Origin of the sequence: Paenibacillus amylolyticus, from assembly GCF_047302515.1 — a bacterium.
In the GTDB taxonomy this organism is placed as follows: domain Bacteria; phylum Bacillota; class Bacilli; order Paenibacillales; family Paenibacillaceae; genus Paenibacillus; species Paenibacillus amylolyticus_G.
Genome location: NZ_CP168019.1, coordinates 5,551,414 through 5,571,398, shown reverse-complemented (window position 1 = coordinate 5,571,398; position 19,985 = coordinate 5,551,414). Strand labels below are relative to the sequence as shown.

17 protein-coding genes are annotated in these 19,985 nt (G+C 48.4%); 11 read left to right on the top strand and 6 right to left on the bottom strand.

Annotation, left to right across the window (positions count from 1 at the left end; translation table 11 throughout):
* Positions 1-61 precede the first annotated feature (61 nt).
* Entirely contained in the window at positions 62-487 is a 426-nt protein-coding gene (locus ACDJ59_RS24275) for a hypothetical protein (RefSeq protein WP_413406408.1), read from the top strand.
* Positions 488-737: 250 nt separating this feature from the next.
* Here the strand turns inward: ACDJ59_RS24275 and ACDJ59_RS24270 are convergent, their stop codons facing one another.
* Complete coding sequence (locus tag ACDJ59_RS24270; protein WP_413406406.1) at positions 738-1,598, bottom strand: hypothetical protein; 861 nt, start codon at positions 1,596-1,598, stop codon at positions 738-740.
* 146 nt (positions 1,599-1,744) lie between these two features.
* Positions 1,745-2,653, bottom strand: a complete 909-nt coding sequence (locus tag ACDJ59_RS24265; RefSeq protein ID WP_413406404.1) for a LysR family transcriptional regulator — start codon at positions 2,651-2,653, stop codon at positions 1,745-1,747.
* A gap of 367 nt (positions 2,654-3,020) precedes the next feature.
* Between ACDJ59_RS24265 and ACDJ59_RS24260 the strand changes: the two genes are divergently transcribed.
* From ACDJ59_RS24260 to ACDJ59_RS24245, 4 genes are all read left to right on the top strand, one after another.
* Entirely contained in the window at positions 3,021-4,037 is a 1,017-nt protein-coding gene (locus ACDJ59_RS24260) for an ABC transporter ATP-binding protein (RefSeq protein ID WP_413409910.1), read from the top strand.
* A 70-nt stretch (positions 4,038-4,107) separates the two neighbouring features.
* A complete protein-coding gene (locus tag ACDJ59_RS24255) occupies positions 4,108-5,181 on the top strand; it encodes an ABC transporter substrate-binding protein (RefSeq protein ID WP_413406402.1) in 1,074 nt (357 codons plus the stop codon).
* Positions 5,182-5,389: 208 nt separating this feature from the next.
* On the top strand, positions 5,390-7,060 hold the full coding sequence (locus ACDJ59_RS24250; protein ID WP_413409909.1) for an ABC transporter permease: 1,671 nt from the start codon (positions 5,390-5,392) through the stop codon (positions 7,058-7,060).
* Positions 7,057-8,673 (top strand): MBL fold metallo-hydrolase, encoded by a 1,617-nt coding sequence (locus ACDJ59_RS24245; RefSeq protein ID WP_413406400.1) that lies wholly within the window; start codon positions 7,057-7,059, stop codon positions 8,671-8,673. Before ACDJ59_RS24250 ends, ACDJ59_RS24245 begins: the two co-directional genes overlap by 4 nt.
* Before the next feature lie 80 nt (positions 8,674-8,753).
* Here the strand turns inward: ACDJ59_RS24245 and ACDJ59_RS24240 are convergent, their stop codons facing one another.
* Both ACDJ59_RS24240 and ACDJ59_RS24235 read right to left on the bottom strand, forming a co-directional pair.
* Positions 8,754-9,239, bottom strand: coding sequence for a GerMN domain-containing protein (locus ACDJ59_RS24240; RefSeq protein ID WP_413406398.1), 486 nt, complete (start codon positions 9,237-9,239; stop codon positions 8,754-8,756).
* Positions 9,240-9,339: 100 nt separating this feature from the next.
* Positions 9,340-10,752, bottom strand: a complete 1,413-nt coding sequence (locus ACDJ59_RS24235) for an N-acetylmuramoyl-L-alanine amidase (protein WP_413406396.1) — start codon at positions 10,750-10,752, stop codon at positions 9,340-9,342.
* Positions 10,753-11,034: 282 nt separating this feature from the next.
* On the opposite strand from ACDJ59_RS24235, the gene ACDJ59_RS24230 reads away from it, so the two are divergent.
* Both ACDJ59_RS24230 and ACDJ59_RS24225 read left to right on the top strand, forming a co-directional pair.
* Entirely contained in the window at positions 11,035-12,264 is a 1,230-nt protein-coding gene (locus tag ACDJ59_RS24230) for an anhydro-N-acetylmuramic acid kinase (protein WP_413406394.1), read from the top strand.
* Positions 12,265-12,389: 125 nt separating this feature from the next.
* On the top strand, positions 12,390-13,229 hold the full coding sequence (locus ACDJ59_RS24225; protein WP_036616797.1) for a MurR/RpiR family transcriptional regulator: 840 nt from the start codon (positions 12,390-12,392) through the stop codon (positions 13,227-13,229).
* Between the two features lie 148 nt (positions 13,230-13,377).
* On the opposite strand, the gene murQ is transcribed toward ACDJ59_RS24225, so the two are convergent.
* Together murQ and ACDJ59_RS24215 are read right to left on the bottom strand one after the other, a co-directional pair.
* The gene (gene murQ / locus ACDJ59_RS24220) at positions 13,378-14,283 is read right to left on the bottom strand and encodes an N-acetylmuramic acid 6-phosphate etherase (RefSeq protein WP_413406392.1); all 906 of its coding nucleotides are present in this window, start codon (positions 14,281-14,283) and stop codon (positions 13,378-13,380) included.
* Between the two features lie 22 nt (positions 14,284-14,305).
* Positions 14,306-15,262: an N-acetylglucosamine kinase gene (locus tag ACDJ59_RS24215; RefSeq protein ID WP_413409907.1), complete on the bottom strand. Its 957-nt coding sequence runs from the start codon at positions 15,260-15,262 to the stop codon at positions 14,306-14,308.
* Between the two features lie 362 nt (positions 15,263-15,624).
* On the opposite strand from ACDJ59_RS24215, the gene ACDJ59_RS24210 reads away from it, so the two are divergent.
* Genes ACDJ59_RS24210 through ACDJ59_RS24195 form a run of 4 tightly spaced genes read left to right on the top strand, consistent with a single transcriptional unit; the run spans position 15,625 to position 19,981 of the window.
* Complete coding sequence (locus ACDJ59_RS24210) at positions 15,625-16,977, top strand: ABC transporter substrate-binding protein (RefSeq protein ID WP_413406390.1); 1,353 nt, start codon at positions 15,625-15,627, stop codon at positions 16,975-16,977.
* Between the two features lie 55 nt (positions 16,978-17,032).
* Positions 17,033-17,956, top strand: a complete 924-nt coding sequence (locus tag ACDJ59_RS24205; RefSeq protein WP_017691097.1) for a carbohydrate ABC transporter permease — start codon at positions 17,033-17,035, stop codon at positions 17,954-17,956.
* A gap of 38 nt (positions 17,957-17,994) precedes the next feature.
* On the top strand, positions 17,995-18,828 hold the full coding sequence (locus ACDJ59_RS24200; protein ID WP_017691096.1) for a carbohydrate ABC transporter permease: 834 nt from the start codon (positions 17,995-17,997) through the stop codon (positions 18,826-18,828).
* 43 nt (positions 18,829-18,871) lie between these two features.
* Positions 18,872-19,981: an ABC transporter ATP-binding protein gene (locus ACDJ59_RS24195; protein WP_076253940.1), complete on the top strand. Its 1,110-nt coding sequence runs from the start codon at positions 18,872-18,874 to the stop codon at positions 19,979-19,981.
* The last annotated feature ends 4 nt before the right edge of the window (positions 19,982-19,985 follow it).

Sequence of the window (19,985 nt, the reverse complement as noted above, 5' to 3'; positions counted from 1 at the left end):
AAGAAGTCCATATGATAATATGAAATGATATACAAAAGAGAAAGCGAAGGGGGTATATAGAATGTGGTTTATACTTGGTTTTATTATCTTAGTTTCGATATTTGGTATTCGAACGAGGAGTCGATCCAATAAACTAAAACAGCAGTTCGGATCAAGGTTACATGCAGTAGGGATTCATCAGTCGGGGCTTCCACAAGTTGCGGAAGGCAGGCGGGTGGATGTGCTGATAGGTAATGGGAACTTATATATTCAAAGTGGTCAGCAAACGTTTGAACTCTCATTAAGAAAAATCGGGAGTGCAGGATATCCAAAAAGAACAGGTAGCTCAAATTCAAGAAATTATCTCGTAATACACTACGAGATGAATGGTAGGGTACGTCCGATAGTATTAAGATTTATGAAGCCTGCGCACGCTAAAGCATTTCTATGGGAAATCGAGGGTCAGCTATTCACACGAAACTCAAGTGATGGAATTATAAGACTTTAGAAATTCTGATCATTGAACCGCGTAACTCTCCACTATAAATTGAATTGATATAGGTTACCGAGTTGGAAAATAGCCATTACATAGTTACTATCATGCAAACCGTTGAGCGAATAACCAGTAAAAATCTAACCGATGTTAATCGTAGAATTACTTAAATAACAGATCATTTAATTCACTACGCAAAAAAGACAAGCCCTCTCCTACGACGTCCGCAGGAAGAGGAACTTGTCTTTTTAATTAGGGCCAGCGATTAGTATCTTTCAAGAATCGTCTGTGTCTTCAAGCCATCGGCAGGAATCAGCCAGTTGTTGTTCTCCAGCAACTGCAACAGTTGGGTACGCAGTCCGGATACGGCTACAGTATCATCGGTTTTGAAAGAAACCTCTACGATATTCTCAATACCTGTACCTGCTGCGTCACGAATCGGCCATACTTCGAGCGTAAGCTCTTGACCATTCCATGTACCTTCATATCGTTGGAATGTGATTGGGCCATATGCACGGGATTGAGTCAGTTGCTGCTTGCCCCAGTTGGAGGAAGTCCAGTTTTTCAATTTGCCCGGAAGCTTGTCCAGTAACATGTTCAAGGCTTCTTGCTGCGAAGGAAGTTGGACTCCTGTCGCTTGGGTATCGACTTTTTTGGTGTTGGAGAAGCTCAGGGTCTGTTTTCCGTATCCCCAATCAATCTCAGCCTCGTAATTATCATCCGATTTATCAAAACCCTCTTGGTTAGCCAGGGTCAGCGCTGCGTTGATGTCGCCATTGATTACAGGGTAGCGTTTTTTATAAGTCAATTCGTAGTTATTCTTGTCATCCTTTTTGCGAAAACGAACGTTCCATCCTTGTTGATCCAGTCCGAGCGCATTGGTGTCAAAGTACTCTACGTTAATGTTTTTCGGTGTGGAACTCAGGCCGAGTGTCTGAATCACTTCACTGCGTGGTGTCCCATCTGTATTCAATACAAGTTCCGGCTTGGCCAGGAACTTTACTTCATAAGCAGGAACGGCATTGGCAGCAGCTGAAGCCTGGGGTGCTCCCAGAAATGTCATTCCACTTCCCAATGTTACGATGCTCAGCATCAATGAGGCAGTTACCTTTTTCCACTTTTTCAAAACCAATCACTCTCCTAATCTGGATTAACGTACAGACTCACTTTATCGCCCGAATATATGAAAGCGATTAAACGGAAGTGCACATTGCGTTAACCCTGCATAGATTTGATGAATGGCAAACGATAGTTTATAGCGGATCAGGGCAATCAGCCATGGAAAATGGGAAAGCCGTGACTCACCTCTCGCAGCACTTCTTTGAAGCGGTTTACCTGAACGGAAGGGTGGCGGTCCTTGTTATGTACCGTATAGATATGGCGCGGCGCTTGCTCTCCGGGAATGGGAAGAACTTGAATGAGCCCGTGCTGTTCCTCCCACTGTACTGCCATCCGAGACATGAATGAGACATGCCCCCCGATTAACACGAGCTGTTTAATCGCTTCCAGGGAATCCATCTCAACGGTGCTCCGCAAACGAATGTCATGTTGCGCAAGCCATTGATTGGTTAACCGCCGTGTACTGGATTCATTGCCATGTAAGGCAAAAGGAATCTGTGCGATATGATCAGGTATTAATGTATCCTTCTGGGCCAACCCATGCTGCGGAGAACAGATCAATACCAGGTCATCTTCACACAGCGTCTCAGCTTGCAGCGCGGGTCCAACAAATGGCTCAGAAGAGATCACACCCAGATCAATCTGATGCCGAATCAGCATCTCGCGAATAACAGGTGATGGTTTGACGGATAAGACAATGCGAATGCCCGGGAATTCCTGAGAAAAGGTGTTGAGTATGGTAGGCAGCAAATATGTAGCCGGTACATAGCTTGCCCCAATGTGCAGGGTGCCCCGATAGAGACTGTCATATTCCTTTACTACCCGTCGTGCCTCTTGGGTCAGAGCATTTATTTTGACAGAATAGTGGAGCAAAGCCTGTCCGGCTTCGGTTAAAAAGGTCTTTCCACTACGCGATTCGAATAATCGCACACCCATCTCCTCCTCCAATGACTTCATATGAAATGTAACGGTAGGTTGCTTGATCCCCAGTAACTCGGCCACGCTTGTCATGTGATGATGCTTGTCGATCAGTTCAACAATTTGCAATTTGATCAGATTCAATGTCCCAACACTCCTCTCACTTCTACTAGCCCCAATATATAAGATGATCTAATGTTTTCATAAAGACGGAGAGTACAGAACCAATCTGAAGAAGCGAAGCGTTCGCCTTTATCCCCGGATTTCTCCCTTCATAAAGGGAATATAAGAAATCTGGGGATAACAGCGATCGGAAGATGGTGCTGTAATCGGAGCGACAACATGAAAATTAATTTAGTTCACCTACTATAGATTTAATCTATGAACATCAACAGAATTCATCTAAAAAGTTAATTCCAATTTTACATACAAGACATACAACTCGCGAAAGCGGACGTTAGACTGAGAACAGTGCAAGAGATTAAGTAACAGAAGACAGGCAGGGATGCTTATGAAATTAGAGATGACTGGAATTCAAAAATCATTTAATCAAACACCCGCACTGCTGCCAACAGATCTAACGCTTGAACATGGAAAGTTCACGACACTGCTCGGCCCATCGGGCTGTGGCAAAACAACACTGCTCCGCATGTTGGCCGGGCTGGAACAGCCGGACGCGGGGGAGATTCGTGCAGATGGTCAGTGTATCTACTCTGCGGCGAAGCGGATTGATATACCAACACACAAGCGTAATCTGGGCATGGTGTTTCAGGATTTTGCATTATGGCCGCATATGACCGTATACGAAAATGTAGCATTTGGCCTGAAGGCCGGAAAACAGAAATCTGATCTGCGGCAAAAGGTGAACGAAGCACTTGGCATGGTTCGCCTGCAAGGCATGGAAGATCGATATCCTCATCAGCTGTCTGGTGGACAGCAGCAACGGGTTGCTTTTGCCAGAGCCGTAGCGGTCAGACCTGGTGTGATCCTGTTCGATGAACCACTGAGCGCACTGGATGCTGTACTCCGGGAAGAGATGCGGATTGAGATGATGTCGCTGGTTCGGGACATAGGACTGACTGCGCTGTACGTCACACATGATCAGATTGAGGCGATGTCAATGTCGGATGAGATTGTGGTGATGCAGAAGGGGCGGATATTGCAAAAAGGAAGCCCGGAAACGATCTACTCGGCGCCAAGTGATCCGTATGTCGCTTCGTTTATCGGAAAGTCCAACTGGCTCACGCCTAATCAATCGATGGTGCGACCAGAGCATGTCACCTGGAACAAAACAGGTCATGACGATCTGTGTTATCCGGGAACGGTGCTTAGTGTCAGCTATGTAGGTGAGCGCTATGAAGTACGAGTGCAGATGGAAGGGCTGGGCGTATGGACAGCCTATATGAACCAAAGGGCGCGCGTAGGGGAGCGAGTGCAGCTCTATGTAACCCCTGAGCGGATATGCCGAATGGACGGTTATGACCACCCGAGTGTGAAGCAGAACGAAGCGATCGCAGTGGCATATTAGATTGTTGAACAAGCACGCAGTTGGAAGCAGAAGTACACATTTTATAAGAAACCAGGGGAGATGGACGAATATGTTGGGTATGAACACACGAAAAAAGAGCGTAATGCTGTTATTGACAGCGGTAATGAGTATCAGTTTGTTCGGATGTAGTACAGGGAACTCGACCACAGGCAACGCAGCACAACCCGCAGGTGAAGGAAACACAGCAGCAGCGGCAGAAACAACGAAACCGGCTGGTGGCAAGTTGGTCTTGTACAGTGCTGGCCCACAGAAGCTGGCGGATAACATCGTGAGCGGATTTACAGACAAAACAGGGATCGAAGTTGAGATGTTCCAGGGGACGACAGGAAAAATTCTGGCTCGTATGGAAGCTGAGAAATCCAATCCGGTTGCAGACGTTGTGATCCTGGCCTCTTTACCTTCCGCACAGGCTCTGAAAGCCGATGGACTTACTATGCCATACCCTGAAGCAGCCAATGCAGACAAGTTGAACAAGGACTGGTCGGATGCAGAGGGCAACTATTTTAGCAGCAGTGCTTCCGCACTGGGCATTGTGTATAACACCAAACTGGTATCTACACCACCAACAAGTTGGGCAGAGCTGGCTACGCCTGCGTGGAAAGATGCAGTGAACATTCCCGACCCTACATTATCAGGTTCAGCACTCGACTTCATCACAGGCTACCTGAGCGCGAACGGTGAAAAAGGTTGGGATCTGCTGAGTGCCTATAAAGCCAATGGTGTAGCGATGGCAGGCGCCAATCAGGAAGCACTTGATCCGGTCATTACGGGTGCCAAAAGCATCGTAGCAGCAGGTGTGGACTACATGGCGTATTCCTCCAAGGCAAAAGGCGAACCACTGGATATCGTATATCCTGAGGAAGGCACGGTAATCAGCCCAAGACCGGCAGCGATTCTGAAATCCAGTCCAAATGTAGAGAACGCCAAAGCGTTCATTGACTACCTGTTGTCCGATGAAGCACAGAAGCTTGTTGCAGATGCTTATCTGATTCCGGGCCGCGAAGACATTGAAGCGACTAACCGTGCCAATGTGAAGGATATTCCACAACTTAAAGTGGATTGGAACTGGATGAGCGAACATGGCGAAGAGACAGCAGCACGTTTTTCCGAGACTTTTAAGTAGGTACTTTTGCATAAATCCAAAGAGCGTCTTTCAATAAGCAAGGTATAGATCGAAATGCTTCTATTCGTCTATACCTTGTACCCGCGAGCGATTTGATTCGAATTATGCAAAATACCGAAAGAAGAACAAGGATAGAGACAACTAGGCAAAAGGAATACCTGCTGTCTGTGGAAAGTCATGTGAGGTGAACGTAGTGAAACCTGTTGGAATGGACAACAACCGAATTTTTCGGAGAGTGGGCGTGATTCTGGCCCTCTTTCTGCTGACCATAAGCATTGGCGTGCCGCTCTTGCTGATCTTCTGGCAAAGTGTCTATCCGGACGGACAATGGGACTGGGTGGCTCCAATTCGCACAATTACCGGTCATCATCTATCCGGTGTGTTGCTGAATTCCGTCTGGCTTGGCATCTGCGTTGTAGCGGTAACCACACTGCTGGCGCTACCGCTGGCCTGGATGATGGCGAAGACTCGGATGGGCGAGCATCGCTGGGTCGATGTAATCCTGATGATTCCGTTCATGACCCCGCCGTATATCGGCTCGATGGGCTGGATTCTGTTTATGCAAAAAGGGGGATATCTCCAGCAATGGGTGCCCTCATCTGCGGGCTGGAGTGAGCTGTTCTTCAGCTTCTGGGGCATGGTGCTCATCATGAGCTTGCACCTGTTCCCGTTCCTGTATCTGCTGCTTCGAGATGCATTGATCCGCATCGGTGGCAATCTGGAAGAAGCGGGAGCCGTGCACGGTGCACGTGCAGGATACCGTTTCAGACGTATTATTTTACCCCTGTTGTTGTCGTCTTACGGCATGGGAATCATGCTGGTCTTTGTCAAAACGATTGCGGAATTCGGAACACCGGCAACCTTCGGGCGCAAGATTGGCTATTATGTCATGACCTCCGAAATTCATAAGTACATCTCCAGTTGGCCGATTGACTTCGGTAAGGCGACTTCGCTGGCATCGGTGCTGTTGTCCGTCTGTCTGGTGATGTGGTATATGCAGTCTGCCATGAGTCGAAAGTTCACGTATCGTCTGGTTGGTGGCAAAGGGCAACGTTCGAAGCGATATTCTCTTCGTGGCGGAGCAGGATGGTTGTGCGGGGTGTATCTTGCAATCCTGTTGATCCTGTCGATAGGTATTCCGTATTTCTCCATCATCGCCGCTTCGACCATGAAGTTACGGGGATCGGGAATTGCATTTGATAATCTGACCTTGGATCATTACAAAGAGCTGTTATCTTGGGGATCGGTGAGTATGAAGGCCATCGGGAACAGTCTCGGTCTATCCCTCGCGGCTTCAACTGTTGCTGTTATTATCGGAACCGGATTTGCACTCGCGATCGGCCGATCATCTTCATTCATGCAGCGTGTGATTGACTTGTTCAGTCTGTTGCCTAATACGGTGCCGGGTATCGTGATGGTCGTGGGTCTGATTCTCTTCTGGAACTCACCCTGGATGCCAGTCACGTTGTATAACACCTACGGCATGGTTGTGCTCACGTACGTTGTGCTCTTCTTGCCTTACACCGTGCAGTATGTAAAATCGAGCTTTACCCAGATTGACGGAACATTGTTCCAGGCTGGGCAAGTCTTTGGCGGTAAGCCGCTGTATATTCTGCGGCGTATCCTGATCCCGCTGATCCTACCCGGCATGTTGGCGGGTTGGATCATGACCTTTACGATTGCAACAAGGGAACTGGTCGGATCGTTGTTGATTCTTCCGCCGTCGATGCAGACGTCGGCTACGTATATTTTTGCCCAGTTTGAACAAGGTCAGGTATCACTGGGAATGGCGATGGCCGTTGTGACTGTAGGTATGACGGTGCTGATGCTGCTGGGAATCGAACTGCTGAATTCAAAGAGAAAGTGGAATGCATCATGATCAAACTGAACGTATGGGGCGGGGCAGGGGAACATGGACGTTCCGCCTATCTCCTGAGTGGCAGCAATGTTCGCCTTTTGCTGGATTGTGGTGTGAAAAAAGAAGGTACGGGGGAGTATCCGCTGATTGACCCGAAGATCGTCCCGCAACTGGATGCGGTCCTGTTGTCCCACGCCCATGAGGATCATTCGGTCGCCATCCCTTTGCTGTATAAGAGGGGCTACCAGGGTGAAGTGTGGACGACGAGAGAGACGAGGGCGCAGCTGCGTACGTATTTTGCCAACTGGTGTAGGTTTGTAGAGCGTGTAGGCGAAGAACTTCCTTATGATGAAGCAGATGAGCAAGCTATTCGTTATCGGTATCTGGAGGATGAGGTTGTATCCCAAACCTGGTTCGAACCCATTCCTGAAGTAAAAGTGATGTGGGGACGGAGTGGACATCTGGCTGGATCGGTGTGGTTTGGGGTTGAAATGGAAGGTAAGCGGATTTTCTATTCCGGGGACTACACGTCCGAGTCGATGCTTTTACAGGAGGATTGTCCAGCGGAGGCGTTCTGGCAGACAAGCATGCTTCGTGAGAATCCTGTGTCCGATGCTCCGAGCAGCGAACAGTGGGGCGCCGAGGAACTAATCGTTATGAACAGTGGGAAAAAGGCTGGAGAATTCATAACGTCACAAGATCAGACATCTGTTGCATCAGAGGCGTCGTCAAGAACACTTGTAGCCATGGAGATACCCATGAAGCAGGGGAATTTCACATCCAACGGAGCAGATAGAGCAGTCAGAGCAAACATAGCAAACATAGCAAACATAGCAAACATAGCAGACGTTGCAGGCGCTGCGCCAATATCTTCCGTCGGGCTGGTAGATCTGGCGATCGTTGATGCGGCCTACGGTACGGACCAAGATGCACAGGCTGACAAACTGGAACAGCTGGAACGAGCCATTCGCCAGACGATTGCTCAAGGTGGAAAGGTGCTCTTACCTATGCCTGTCGTAGGGCGTGGACAGGAGATCATACTGTGGGCACAACAACAATTCCCGGCTGTTCCAATCGTAGTGGAACAAGGGCTGGTGGACGGTATGAAGCAGCTTATGCATGTTCCGTATTGGTTGAGGGAGAAGGGAGAGCATGTCATCGGAAGTTCGTTGAAAGACGAAATCGATTGCTTTCTGACCGGACGAGGATGGGATCTGCCTACGAACACCCAAGAGCGGGAACAACTGTTGGAACATCATGCTGCTTCGCTATGGTTCATTCCGGACGGCATGATGCAGTCCTCGCTTGCCCGTTGGTATTATAGTCAATTATCGGACAGGGAGGAGAATCTGATTCTGCTCACCGGGCATGTTGCTCATGGTACATTTGCTGATAAGTTGCTACGGGTTCCTGACAAGTATGGAGTGTGTGATGTGCGAAAAATACGTTATAAAGTGCATCAGGGCTGGAAGGATGTCGAGCGGATGCTGCATCAGATTCCAGCAAGGCATACGGTCCTTGTGCATGCTTACCGGGCAGAGACGGACAGATTAAAAGAAGGATTGCTCAGAAATAGCCCTTCACCGGGAACAGTTATACATTCACTGTCTGCTGGTGACGAGCTATATGTGTGAACTGTGCATGAAACGAAGTGTTGCGTTCGTTATCTGAGAACGTCCCTGGGGACGTTCTTTTTCCATTGTTGTGTGATCATTCAGGGTTCGCGATGAATGGGATGTTCAAGTTCGGAGTGCCCCATTAAACTATCCACGGCTTCACCATCCACCAGTATATCCAGACTGTTCAATTCATCAAATTGAAACATCGTTGTTGTTAAAGCTTCCAATGCGAGCAATTCTCCACTGGTACCGAGATTGGCTTCAGCGGGGATATGAACATCCAAAGTCACTGTACCCTCAGCATATTGGATAGAGAGCAATTCCACCTGCTCCCAGAGGGAAACAAGCTCCGAATCGGTGTTCGTTTGCAACGCTGCAAATGTTTTTTCATATTTTTCGGAATCATCCTTGTATTCAATTTCCTGTTCTGTTTTCTCCAGCTCAAGGACCTGAGAATCTGCCAAATATACATCGACGACTTGTGTATTCATTGTGCCCAGATCCACCTCCGTTTCGGATGGGTTTGGCGCCTGCGCCTGTCCTCCCTGAACAGCAGGTTCATTCGAACCGGATTGGCTCACTGGCTTCTGAACACATCCAACTCCGATAAGGATCAAGCATGATAATATAAGTGCACAACCTAGCTTCTTATTCAAAGAATCACTTCCTTTATCTGATGATTTATAGGCCCAAATACTCCTTGATTCCATCGGCTATCGCTTGAGCGGCTTTCATCTGAACAACTTCGGACGACATCAGTTCTTCATCGAGCACATTACTCAAGAATCCCACTTCCAAAAGCACTGCAGGCATGGTCGTGTCTCGGATTACTTCCAAGTTGCCATTTTTCACACCACGATCTCTGAGACCCATGGCTTTCACCAAACGTTGATGAATGATAGTAGCTAATTCCTTGCTGTTACTGCGTTGATAATAATATGTCTCCGTACCTGTGGCTTGGGGTGCGGACTTCACGCTGTTGCCATGGATAGATACAAATACATCCGCGTTTAATTGATTGGCGAGCTGAACACGCTCAGGGCGGGTCGGATAGGTATCACCTTCACGAGTCATCACCAATTCGATATTAGGTTCATTGAGCAGCAGGGCTTGTACTTTGTGAGCTATTGCCAGATTGTATTCCTTTTCGGGTTTGTTCGTGATGCTGATCGTCCCTGGATCACTGCCACCGTGTCCTGGATCGATGACCACAACCTTGCGTCCTGAGTCGCCTACTGGAGTGACTGGAGCAGGTGTGACATTGTCACCCGCAACATTCAGATCAACAATCAGTTTGTCGGCAATCACATTGTGGCTGTACTGGACATTCTTCACATTATTCAATTCTACGACAATGCGAACTTGTGCCGGTTCTCGTTTGAACAGTGAATATCTCACTTCTGTCACATTGGGATAACCGCTCACATCCAACTTGCCATTGAGTCCTTGATCCAGCGGCTGGGAGATATCACCAAAGGTGGCTCCGGGCAAGTCCACAACCAGACGATCAGGGTACTTGAGGGTCGTTACTACTGGCTGAACGGCCCCATCCGTGGATAAGACGAGCTGATTGTTGGCAAATTGGATATCGGTAACCTGAGCGGTAGAGCTTGAATCCCCTTTTCCAGGACTATTTCCTGGTTCAATAGCAGGTTCCTTACTGGTGTTTGTTAAGTATACGATCTTGTCTTGATTGTTCCATCTCACCTTAAGCCCCATTTGTTCACTGACAAATCGAATGGGAACCACCAGCGTTTTATTCAAAATCTGCGGTGCTGTGTTCAAAGTGACTTGTTTGTCAGCAACCATGGCTTGCTTTTGATCGACGGTTAGGGAAATCGTCTGTTGATCTTGCTGAATTTTTACAGTGTGTGCTTGTTGGTTCCAATCGACTTTGAATTTCAAATTTTCGGCAACGACACGAATCGGGATCATCACGTTTTTATTGATAATCGTCACCTGTACATCACTTGGGAGGACTAATTCCTCTCCATCCATAAAGATTTTCGACGTGCTTGCAGCGGCATTTCCCTGATTAGGGAGCAAAACGAGTAAGAACAGACTCAAAAACAGTAGTAAAATAGTTTTCTTCATTATGCACCTCGACTAGTATTAGATCTATATCTCACTTCCAAAATATACCTACATAGTATAAACGGTAAAAATGTAAAAATGTTTCTCTTCTGATATCTAATTATCAATTGATGGAAGAAAACATGATGTGTGATCGCAAATGGGATGAATATCTCTCTTTTTATTTTCAATGATGTAATTAAATTTCATATAATGTTTGACTTGTGAAATTTAATATCATATACTGGGTGAAATTATGGCAGGATGACGTGTTCATTGGGTCTTGCAGGAGGTTGGAAGTGGATGGATACAGGCAGCTATCCGATGTGGGAGAAGTATCGTTTGAAGCAGGAGCATCTGGTCATCGGACTAATGTCAGGAACGTCACTCGATGGAACTGACGCGGCATTGGTGCGTATTCAAACCGATATGAGCGGGGCATTACAGCAGATAGAGCTGGTTGATTTCGTCTGTGTGCCGTATTCGAATGGATTGAGAGACGTACTGATCCGGTTATGTTCACCGGGAACAGCTCGTGTCGACGAACTGACAGCCGCGCATTTTGGTGTATCGGAGTGGTATGCGCATAGCGTTACGGAACTGATACAGTCTGCCGGTATCTCAACGCAGCAGGTGGATGTGATTAGTATGCATGGACAGACGGTATGGCATGCTCCTGTAGCAACTTCATTTCCAGGGCCAACGGGAGCAAGTATTGATGTGGTATCGACATTGCAGATCGGTGAATGTGCTGTCGTTCGAGAACGGACAGGACTGCCAGTGATTGGCAACCTGCGGGCAAGGGATATGGCCGCTGGTGGGGAAGGTGCCCCACTTACGCCTTATGCGGATGCTCTGATGTTCGGTAGCCCGACGGAAGGACGGCTGGTGCAGAATATCGGCGGCATTGGCAATGTCACGGTGCTTCCCTCCGAGTCATTTACCGAAGGTATTTCGGCATTTGATACGGGACCGGGTAATATGGTGATGGACGCCATTGTGCGACAGGCAACGGATGGGCGGCAGCATTATGATCCGAATGGAAGTATTGCCGCACAGGGGAAGGTCGATCAGGGTCTGGTAGACCTGTGTTTGGAGGATGAGTATTTCAAAAGACTTCCACCGAAAAGTACCGGGCGAGAAGTATATGGAGCAGCGTATGCAGTGAGACTGATGGAGATGGCCGCAGAGCGTTCCTTATCTCTTGAAGATACGCTGGCTACTGCCACTTGTCTGACCGCGGAAACCATCGTGCGTGCAGTGAAGGATTTTATCCTGCCCAAGGCGCAAATATCGGCCATGCTCGCGTGCGGTGGTGGCACTTCCAATGCCACGCTGATGGAGATGATCCGTCAGAGACTACCTGAGGATATCCGTTTAGAACGAACAGCAGATTATGGCATACCCGATGATGCTCGGGAAGCCATTGGATTTGCTCTACTGGGCCATGAGGCACTCATGGGAAGAACCAATACACTCCCGGCAGTAACCGGCGCGAAATACGCCGTAATCTCAGGCAATCTCACACTTTAGTGAGGCCTGACTTTAATTGGAGTTCAGTTATGGAAGGGCGAGGAATTCGATTAGACGCGAGTGGAATTATAAGATAAAATGCTTGTACATGAATGCAGTACGGAAAGGAGGAGCGAATGGAAGGCATGAAAGGTGGACTTGTGCGTTTACGCGCATTAATGGATGACTTGACCCCGTCCGAACGGAAGATCGGAGCTTATATTCTCGATCACCCGCAAGAAACTGTTCAATCCTCGGTGGCCCAGTTGTCTGAACGGAGTGGAGGCAGCCCAGCTGCCATTATCCGTCTCTGCAAATCACTGGGTGTAACGGGTTTTCAGGAGCTGAAGCTGAAGATTGCCGGAGATTTGCAGACGAGTGAGCCATATCAATATACGGAGATTCGTCCCCAGGACTCCATGGAGAGCATTATTCAGCATGTGTCCGCAAACAATATTCAGTCGGTGAAGGATACGGTTCATATTCTGGACCCACGTCTGGTGGAAAAAGCCGTGGACGTGCTTCATCAGGCGAACCGGATCTTTTTCTATGGAGTAGGGGCCTCCAACCTGATTGCGCTGGATGCACATTACAAGTTCATGCGAATCAATCGCACAAGCTTTTCGTTCGCCGATCCGCATATGCAGATTTCGTCCGCAACGACGCTTCGTGAAGATGATGCGGTTGTATGTATCTCGTATTCAGGGGAGACGTCGAACGTAATCTCCTGTCTCAAGCATGCTCACGATGGCGGTGCAGCGACAATCAGCATTACCAAGTGGGGCAGCAATACACTCAGTAGTATGGCGGATGTACCCCTGATGATTACTTCCACCGAAAGTGATATTCGAAGCGGAGCAACTTCTTCACGGATTGCACAGCTGAACGTGATCGATATTTTGTATCTAGCGATTGCCAGTCGGGATTATAACCAGTCGGTGGAGTATTTGGAGAAGAGCCGACAGGCTATTCTGGAGCACAAGTGAAGTAGAACCATATGAATCCCTTTCTGATTATGCAGGAGGGGATTTTTTTGACGGATTATATCCGCTTTTAGAATAAAAAAATAATAAAAGAGCCCAGACTAATGTCGGGCTCCTCTCTTACCACCTCTAATGATACCCCTTGTGCGGCTCAGGAAGGCCCCGCAATGGCGCTGCGGACAAATCCGTCAGCCAGATCAAGCCTGTGCTGGGCTTCCGTTGCGTCCACGCCTGCCATCAGCATGACAATTGCCGTTTTTACATGACCGTCTGCACCGTTAAAAGCCTCTTCAATATCCTCTTCATTCGCTCCGGTTGCTAGATGGATCATGCGTTTGGCCCGATGGACAAGCTTCTCGTTCGAAGGGTTCAGATCAACCATGAAATTACGGTAAACCTTGCCCAGACGAATCATGGCGGTAGTGGTGAGCATGTTCAAAATCATTTTCTGGGCGCTGCCTGCCTTCATACGTGTTGAACCCATGACAACCTCTGGGCCGACAACAGCCTCAATGCTCACATCAGCCAACAGGGTCATCGGCGTGCCTGAATTATTGCTCAGGCTGATCACCGTAGCCCCGATCTCCTTGGCGTGTCTCATCGCACCCAGCACATACGGCGTTCGTCCACTGGCTGCAATGCCAACCACGACATCGTTTTTGTCTAAGCCATGTTCATCAAGGTCCGCAGCTCCCAACTCCTCATTATCTTCAGCACCTTCAACCGGGTCCTTCACTGCCCGGAATCCCCCTGCAATAATACCCTGCACCATGGAGGGAGGGGTTCCGTAGGTAGGCGGGCATTCCGAAGCGTCAAGTATCCCTAATCGTCCACTGGTACCTGCGCCTACATAAAATAGCCTCCCGCCAGACTGAAACGCCTCCAAGATCCGATCCGCAGCTTGAGCAACGACCGGAATCAGGGGCTGAATGAGCTCCGCAATCCGTTGATCTTCCTTATTAATGAGTTCCATAATTTCTGCCGAAGGCAATTCATCTATATGATCCGTTAGTGGATTGGGTTGTTCTGTTACTAGTGAATTCAGCATGTGATTCATCCGTATGGCCTCCTTCTCTCTTTTAAAATGATTCATTCAGGGAACAGCGTCTTCTTGCCAGTTGTGCTGCGCCAACCGCTGGAGCGGGGGCATCTTCACGATATACCAAGTCCAACTCTTCATAATATTCCGATAACTTCTGAATAAATGTACTTCGGAAAAGTGCAGCGTATCGAAACATTGATCCGGACAGGACAACCGGAGTGGATGCAAATTCGGGATGACGTGCAATCAGTGCCTTGGCGGTATCCGCCAATTGTGAGGCTTCGTCAATGATCAATGCCCGGGCGGCCTCATCTCCGAGTTCAGCAGCTTCTATAGCTAGGCGGGCGATGGATGCGGTCTCGGTTTTGCCCCAATCCGTCTGATACACCCGCGTCTTTAGCTCCGATATATCCCGAAGGTTCAGCTTCTTTAGAAGAAGCGGGGTTAAACAGGTTGGAGGAAGAACACCGTCATAACTTTGCATAACCACTTGGAGTGCACGCTGCCCAATACGATAGCCGCTCCCCTCATCTCCGAGCAGGTGACCCCAGCCTCCTGCACGGTATCGCTCGCCTTCCCGCGTAAATCCGTACACGATGGACCCTGTTCCAGAGATGCATAATACACCGTGCGTATGTCCGAGAGAGGCCATCAGAGCAATCTCTCCTTCGGATACAACCCAGATTGGACAACCTTCTGATGCTTGTCGATTACGACTCTTCATATAGTTATTTACTGCTTCGGCTATAAGTTGCCGTTCTTGGATCGTATCTACACCTGACATACCAAGGCATATACCCTCACAATTTGTCGATAAATCACTTATTAGATTAAATAGCTGTTCCAGCACTCGTTGCAGTTCGGAAATGGCCTGTTCAGTTGATACGCTGTGAGGATTTGTGGGACCGCCGCTGAGTCGGGCAAGAATTTCACCAGATTCAGAAATGATTGCTGCATCAGTATTGGTACCGCCTCCATCTATACCTCCATACACTCGCAAAGTGGCTCACCTCGCTTGCTTGGGTTTTCTTTTTACATAGTATAGTTGCATGAAAAGAAAAAGTAAAATTAAATTTTATGATAAAAAATAATGTTGAATTTTTATTTTACAACTCATATAATGAATTCAATCTACAATTTTGGAAGGAATCAATACTGTTAATGTCAATTAAGTTGACGTTAATATTGCATTTAAGAGATTTAGCCTGCGACTGGCAGGCCCAATCTACAGGGGAGGTGCTTTTCCTTACTGCCGCGTGTATAGGTGGATGGCGTTTGAAGGCTGAACGATCACAAAGGGGTAGCATGGTTAGGCAATGAAAGAATCGGATGATGACATGCAAAGGAGATGAAGGGATGAAAAAGAAGGGTCTGGTATGGACGATGTTGTTGATGATGGTCTGGGTTACTGCCTGTGGGAATAGCGGAGGTGCTGCTTCGGATGATCCGAATGCCGATGATACGGTAACGGTATGGACCTATCCTGTACATGGCACATATGAAGATGAACTGAAGGATCTAATCTCTGATTTCAATAAAGAACACCCGAACATTACCGTGAAGACGGAAATGCTCTCCTGGGCGGAAGGGCCCAAAAAATTCGATGTCGCTTTGAACGCGGGCAACCCGCCGGATCTTTACTTTCATAGCGTAGACGGCACATATGTGAATACGGGATTGGCACTTGAGCTGGACAGCTACCTGACACCTGAGATCAAGGACGACTACCTGCCGGGTACGCTGGATTTAGGCCAGATTCAGGGGAAACAGTACGGACTACCGTTGTATCAATTCCAATGGGCATGGGGTGGGAACAAACGCATTCTGGAGGAAGCAGGCATTGATTGGAAGTCCATTCAGCAAAATGGCTGGACGTGGTCCGAATTCAACGATGCTGCTGCCAAGCTGACCAAAACGCTGGATGGCGGGGCCAAGCAATATGCACTGGTTACCGACGGAACCTCGCTTGACTTCATCGAAATGCTGTCTCGTAACAACGGGATGATCGATGTTCTTGATAAAGACGGCACGTTCCAATGGAATGATGGTCGCATTCTGGATACCCTCTCTTTTATCAAAAACCTGATGGATCAAGGGTATATGCCGAAGGAAACGGCGGCTCTCGCGCCAGCGAAACGGACAGATATGTTCTACGCGGGGGAAACGGCGATTATCTCCAAAGCGATTCCTTATTATGATGTGATGATTCAGAACCGCAACAAGGACATCGATGATGGCAAGGTGCAGGGAGAGAAGATTGATTTTGTCCTGTTGCCTGTACCGCATAATGATGATCAACCTGCGGCCACAACGATGGGCGGCGAAGGGTATGTAGCCTTCAAACAGAAAAAGGACAAGGGCGAACAACATGCCAAAAATACGTTCCTGGTCATGGAGGCGCTTAGTGGTGCCAAAGCAGGGAACTCGGCCAATGAACTGGCGCTTCCATTCGTAAGACAGTCCCAAGTGGATCTGTTTAAAGGAAAAGAGCTTGGTCAACCGGATAATCTGGCTGCTGCAAAAGTCATGGCAGAGAATATCGCGATGCCGGTAGTACTGGAACTGGATATCGACAAAGCATCCCAGCAAAAACAATTCAAGGAACAGGTTGTGAAGCCAAACATCCAGGTGCTGTTCTCGGGTGAAAAATCACCGGAGCAGATCGCAGAAGACTTCAAGAGCAAAGGCCAGCAGATGTTTGGACAATAACTCGGACAATCAAACATAACGTAAAACCACACTGATTAGGAGAGGAGGATTCGCCATGCAGACCGCCCTTGCGCCAAAACCGTCTGTGCCCCGGACTTCCCGGGTTGCCCGGTTTTGGCGAGACTACGGGTGGGCGTATTTGTTTATTTTGGCGCCTGTCCTGCTGTTTCTCATTTTCACACTGTATCCCGTTCTGACGGCTCTTGTGATGAGCTTCCAGAAATACAATATTATGAACTCAACGTGGGTTGGATTGGATAACTACGAGCGTTTGGTGAAAGATGAGACGTTCTGGAAGTCGATTAAAAATACAGTCATCTTCACCGTAGGCACAGTTCCGGTCAATATTCTCATTACATTTGTACTTTCCTATTTCATCTATCAAATGAAAAGCAAATGGCAGACATTTTTCAAAGCTACCATGTATCTGCCTGCGGTAGCCTCCGGGGTGACCATCTCCATTGTATGGCTGGCGATCTTTGACCCGACGGATTCAGGACTGCTCAACCGTTTCCTCGGTCTGTTCGGCCTTGACCCGGTAATCTGGCTGGGCCAGTCGGGAACGGCACTCTTTTCCCTCATTCTGATGAACTGGCTTGGATCGCACGGAGCGGGCATTATTCTGTATCTGGCAGCCATGGGTGGTATTCCGAAATCGCTGTACGAGGCGGCGGATATTGATCATGCCAGCGGCTGGACCCAGTTCAGCAAGATTACATGGCCGCTGCTCAAACCAACGACGCTGTATCTGCTCGTCACGGGTGTCATTACATCCTTCCAGGTGTTTATCTCGGTATATCTGATGACACAGGGTGGACCAAACTTTGCGACAACTACAATCGCTTATCTGATCTATGAGACGGCATTCAAGTTCTATGAATTTGGATTGGCTTCGGCTCAGTCGTTTGTATTGGCAATTATCATCATTGTCATCTCCGTCATACAGTTCAAATATTTCTCCAGCGATATTGAGTATTAGAGGTAGTTGCATTAAGCATCCGGGGGTGAATGAAATCCATGAAATCAACACAGAAAAAGATACTGCTCGTTGTTGCATCCATTCTGCTGGTGGTCTGGGCGCTGGTGACGGTCATTCCGATGTATTGGATGCTCGTTGGTTCGGTGCAGGATAGTGCGATGTCAGCTTCGTTTAAACCACAGATGATTCCGGAGCAGTTATCGTTATCACCATATGAGCGCTTTTTTGCCAAAACCGATGCCTGGCGCTGGTTATACAATTCGCTGCTCATCTCGATCATTCTGACCGTAACAAATGTATTCTTCGCCTCCCTGGCGGGATATGCGTTCGCCAAACTGAAGTTTCCGGGTAGTCAGGCGGTATTCTGGACTTTGCTTGGGACCATGATGATCCCGGCGCAGGTGACACTAATTCCTTTGTACATTCTGATGGTTAACGTGTTTGACTTAGGGGATACGTATACGGCCATTATTCTGCCTGCTGCCGTTAGCGTAGGGAACATATTCCTAATGAAACAGTTCATGTCCACGTTGCCCACATCGCTGATACATGCGGCACGTATCGATGCATGCAGTGAGTTCGGCATCTTCTGGAAAGTCATTCTGCCGATGGCAAAGCCGGGAATCGCGGTGCTGGCGATATTCACGTTTGTGGCTTCGTGGAATGAATTCTTCTGGCCATTCCTCATTACTAATTCCAACGAGATGCGTACCATTCAGGTGGGGTTGGCCTCGTTTGTATTTGCCGAATCAACGGACTTCGGCGCGATGATGGCAGGGGCGACAATAGGTGCGCTGCCCATGATCATTCTGTTTTTCTCACTGCAACGTTATTTCCTGCAGGGCATTACGATTGGTGCAGTAAAAGGTTAACTGTTAGTTCAGGACAAGCGACAACGTAAAGGGGGATCTACCTATGGCACGCGTGGAGTTTCGCCAAGTGCGCAAAGAATTCAAAGACGATCATAAAGGAACGTTCACGGCTGTGGCCGGCTCGGACTTTGTTATAGAGGATAAGGAATTCGTAGTGTTTGTGGGTCCTTCGGGCTGTGGCAAGACAACGTCACTGCGGATGATTGCCGGACTTGAAAAGCAAACAAGCGGTGATATTGTGATCGGTGACCGGCTCGTCAACGATCTGCATCCGAAGGATCGGGATATCGCGATGGTGTTTCAGGATTATGCACTCTATCCGCATATGACCATCCGTGAGAATCTTTCCTTTGGCCTGAAAAATCTGAAAAAGCCAAAGTCCTATATTGATGAACAGGTGCAGAATGCGGCCTCCATTCTTGGACTGGAAGCGATGCTGGAGCGTAAACCACGCGAGCTGTCTGGTGGTCAGCGCCAGCGTGTTGCGGTAGGACGGGCGATCGTCCGTGATCCGCAGGTGTTTTTATTCGACGAGCCGCTCTCCAATCTGGATGCGAAGCTGCGGGTACAGATGCGAGTGGAATTGGGCGAGCTGCATAAGCGGCTCGGTGCCACGATTGTGTACGTGACGCATGATCAGGTAGAAGCCATGACACTTGGGGAACGCATCGTGGTCATGAATCATGGAGACATTCAGCAGGTGGCTTCACCAAAAGAACTGTATGCGAGTCCGCGGAATATGTTTGTTGCCGGATTTATCGGTTCCCCGGCGATGAACTTCATTGATGCCCGGATTGAAGGCACGCAGGTTGTCGTGGACGGTGCATCATTCACCTTGCCAGAAGATGTACTCGCTCGTCTTCAGAGTCATCAAGGCAAGCCGGTGATTATGGGCCTGCGTCCAGAGCATATTTTTGGTGATGATGTCGCTCCGAATATCCCAACAGACCACATGCTGCAGGCGCGGGTTCAGGTTGTAGAACATCTGGGCTCCGAGAATTTGGTATATTTCCATTCCGGTGCCCGTACTGTTACGGCCAAGGTTCACCCGGAAACACATGCTTATGTAGGTATGGACAAAAATTTTGTACTGGACCTGCGTAAGGCGCACTTTTTTGATCCAGAAACGGAGCTTGCGATCGGACGGGAGTAAGAGA

Excerpts from the sequence above, each read along its gene's own strand:
- ACDJ59_RS24275 (WP_413406408.1), top strand. The coding sequence starts at position 62 with ATGTGGTTTATACTTGGTTTTATTATCTTAGTTTCGATATTTGGTATT.
- ACDJ59_RS24260 (WP_413409910.1), top strand. The coding sequence starts at position 3,021 with ATGAAATTAGAGATGACTGGAATTCAAAAATCATTTAATCAAACACCC.
- ACDJ59_RS24255 (WP_413406402.1), top strand. The coding sequence starts at position 4,108 with ATGTTGGGTATGAACACACGAAAAAAGAGCGTAATGCTGTTATTGACA.
- ACDJ59_RS24250 (WP_413409909.1), top strand. The coding sequence starts at position 5,390 with ATGGACAACAACCGAATTTTTCGGAGAGTGGGCGTGATTCTGGCCCTC.
- ACDJ59_RS24245 (WP_413406400.1), top strand. The coding sequence starts at position 7,057 with ATGATCAAACTGAACGTATGGGGCGGGGCAGGGGAACATGGACGTTCC.
- ACDJ59_RS24235 (WP_413406396.1), bottom strand. The coding sequence starts at position 10,752 with ATGAAGAAAACTATTTTACTACTGTTTTTGAGTCTGTTCTTACTCGTT.
- ACDJ59_RS24230 (WP_413406394.1), top strand. The coding sequence starts at position 11,035 with ATGGATACAGGCAGCTATCCGATGTGGGAGAAGTATCGTTTGAAGCAG.
- ACDJ59_RS24225 (WP_036616797.1), top strand. The coding sequence starts at position 12,390 with ATGAAAGGTGGACTTGTGCGTTTACGCGCATTAATGGATGACTTGACC.
- murQ (WP_413406392.1), bottom strand. The coding sequence starts at position 14,283 with ATGAATCACATGCTGAATTCACTAGTAACAGAACAACCCAATCCACTA.
- ACDJ59_RS24210 (WP_413406390.1), top strand. The coding sequence starts at position 15,625 with ATGAAAAAGAAGGGTCTGGTATGGACGATGTTGTTGATGATGGTCTGG.
- ACDJ59_RS24205 (WP_017691097.1), top strand. The coding sequence starts at position 17,033 with ATGCAGACCGCCCTTGCGCCAAAACCGTCTGTGCCCCGGACTTCCCGG.
- ACDJ59_RS24200 (WP_017691096.1), top strand. The coding sequence starts at position 17,995 with ATGAAATCAACACAGAAAAAGATACTGCTCGTTGTTGCATCCATTCTG.
- ACDJ59_RS24195 (WP_076253940.1), top strand. The coding sequence starts at position 18,872 with ATGGCACGCGTGGAGTTTCGCCAAGTGCGCAAAGAATTCAAAGACGAT.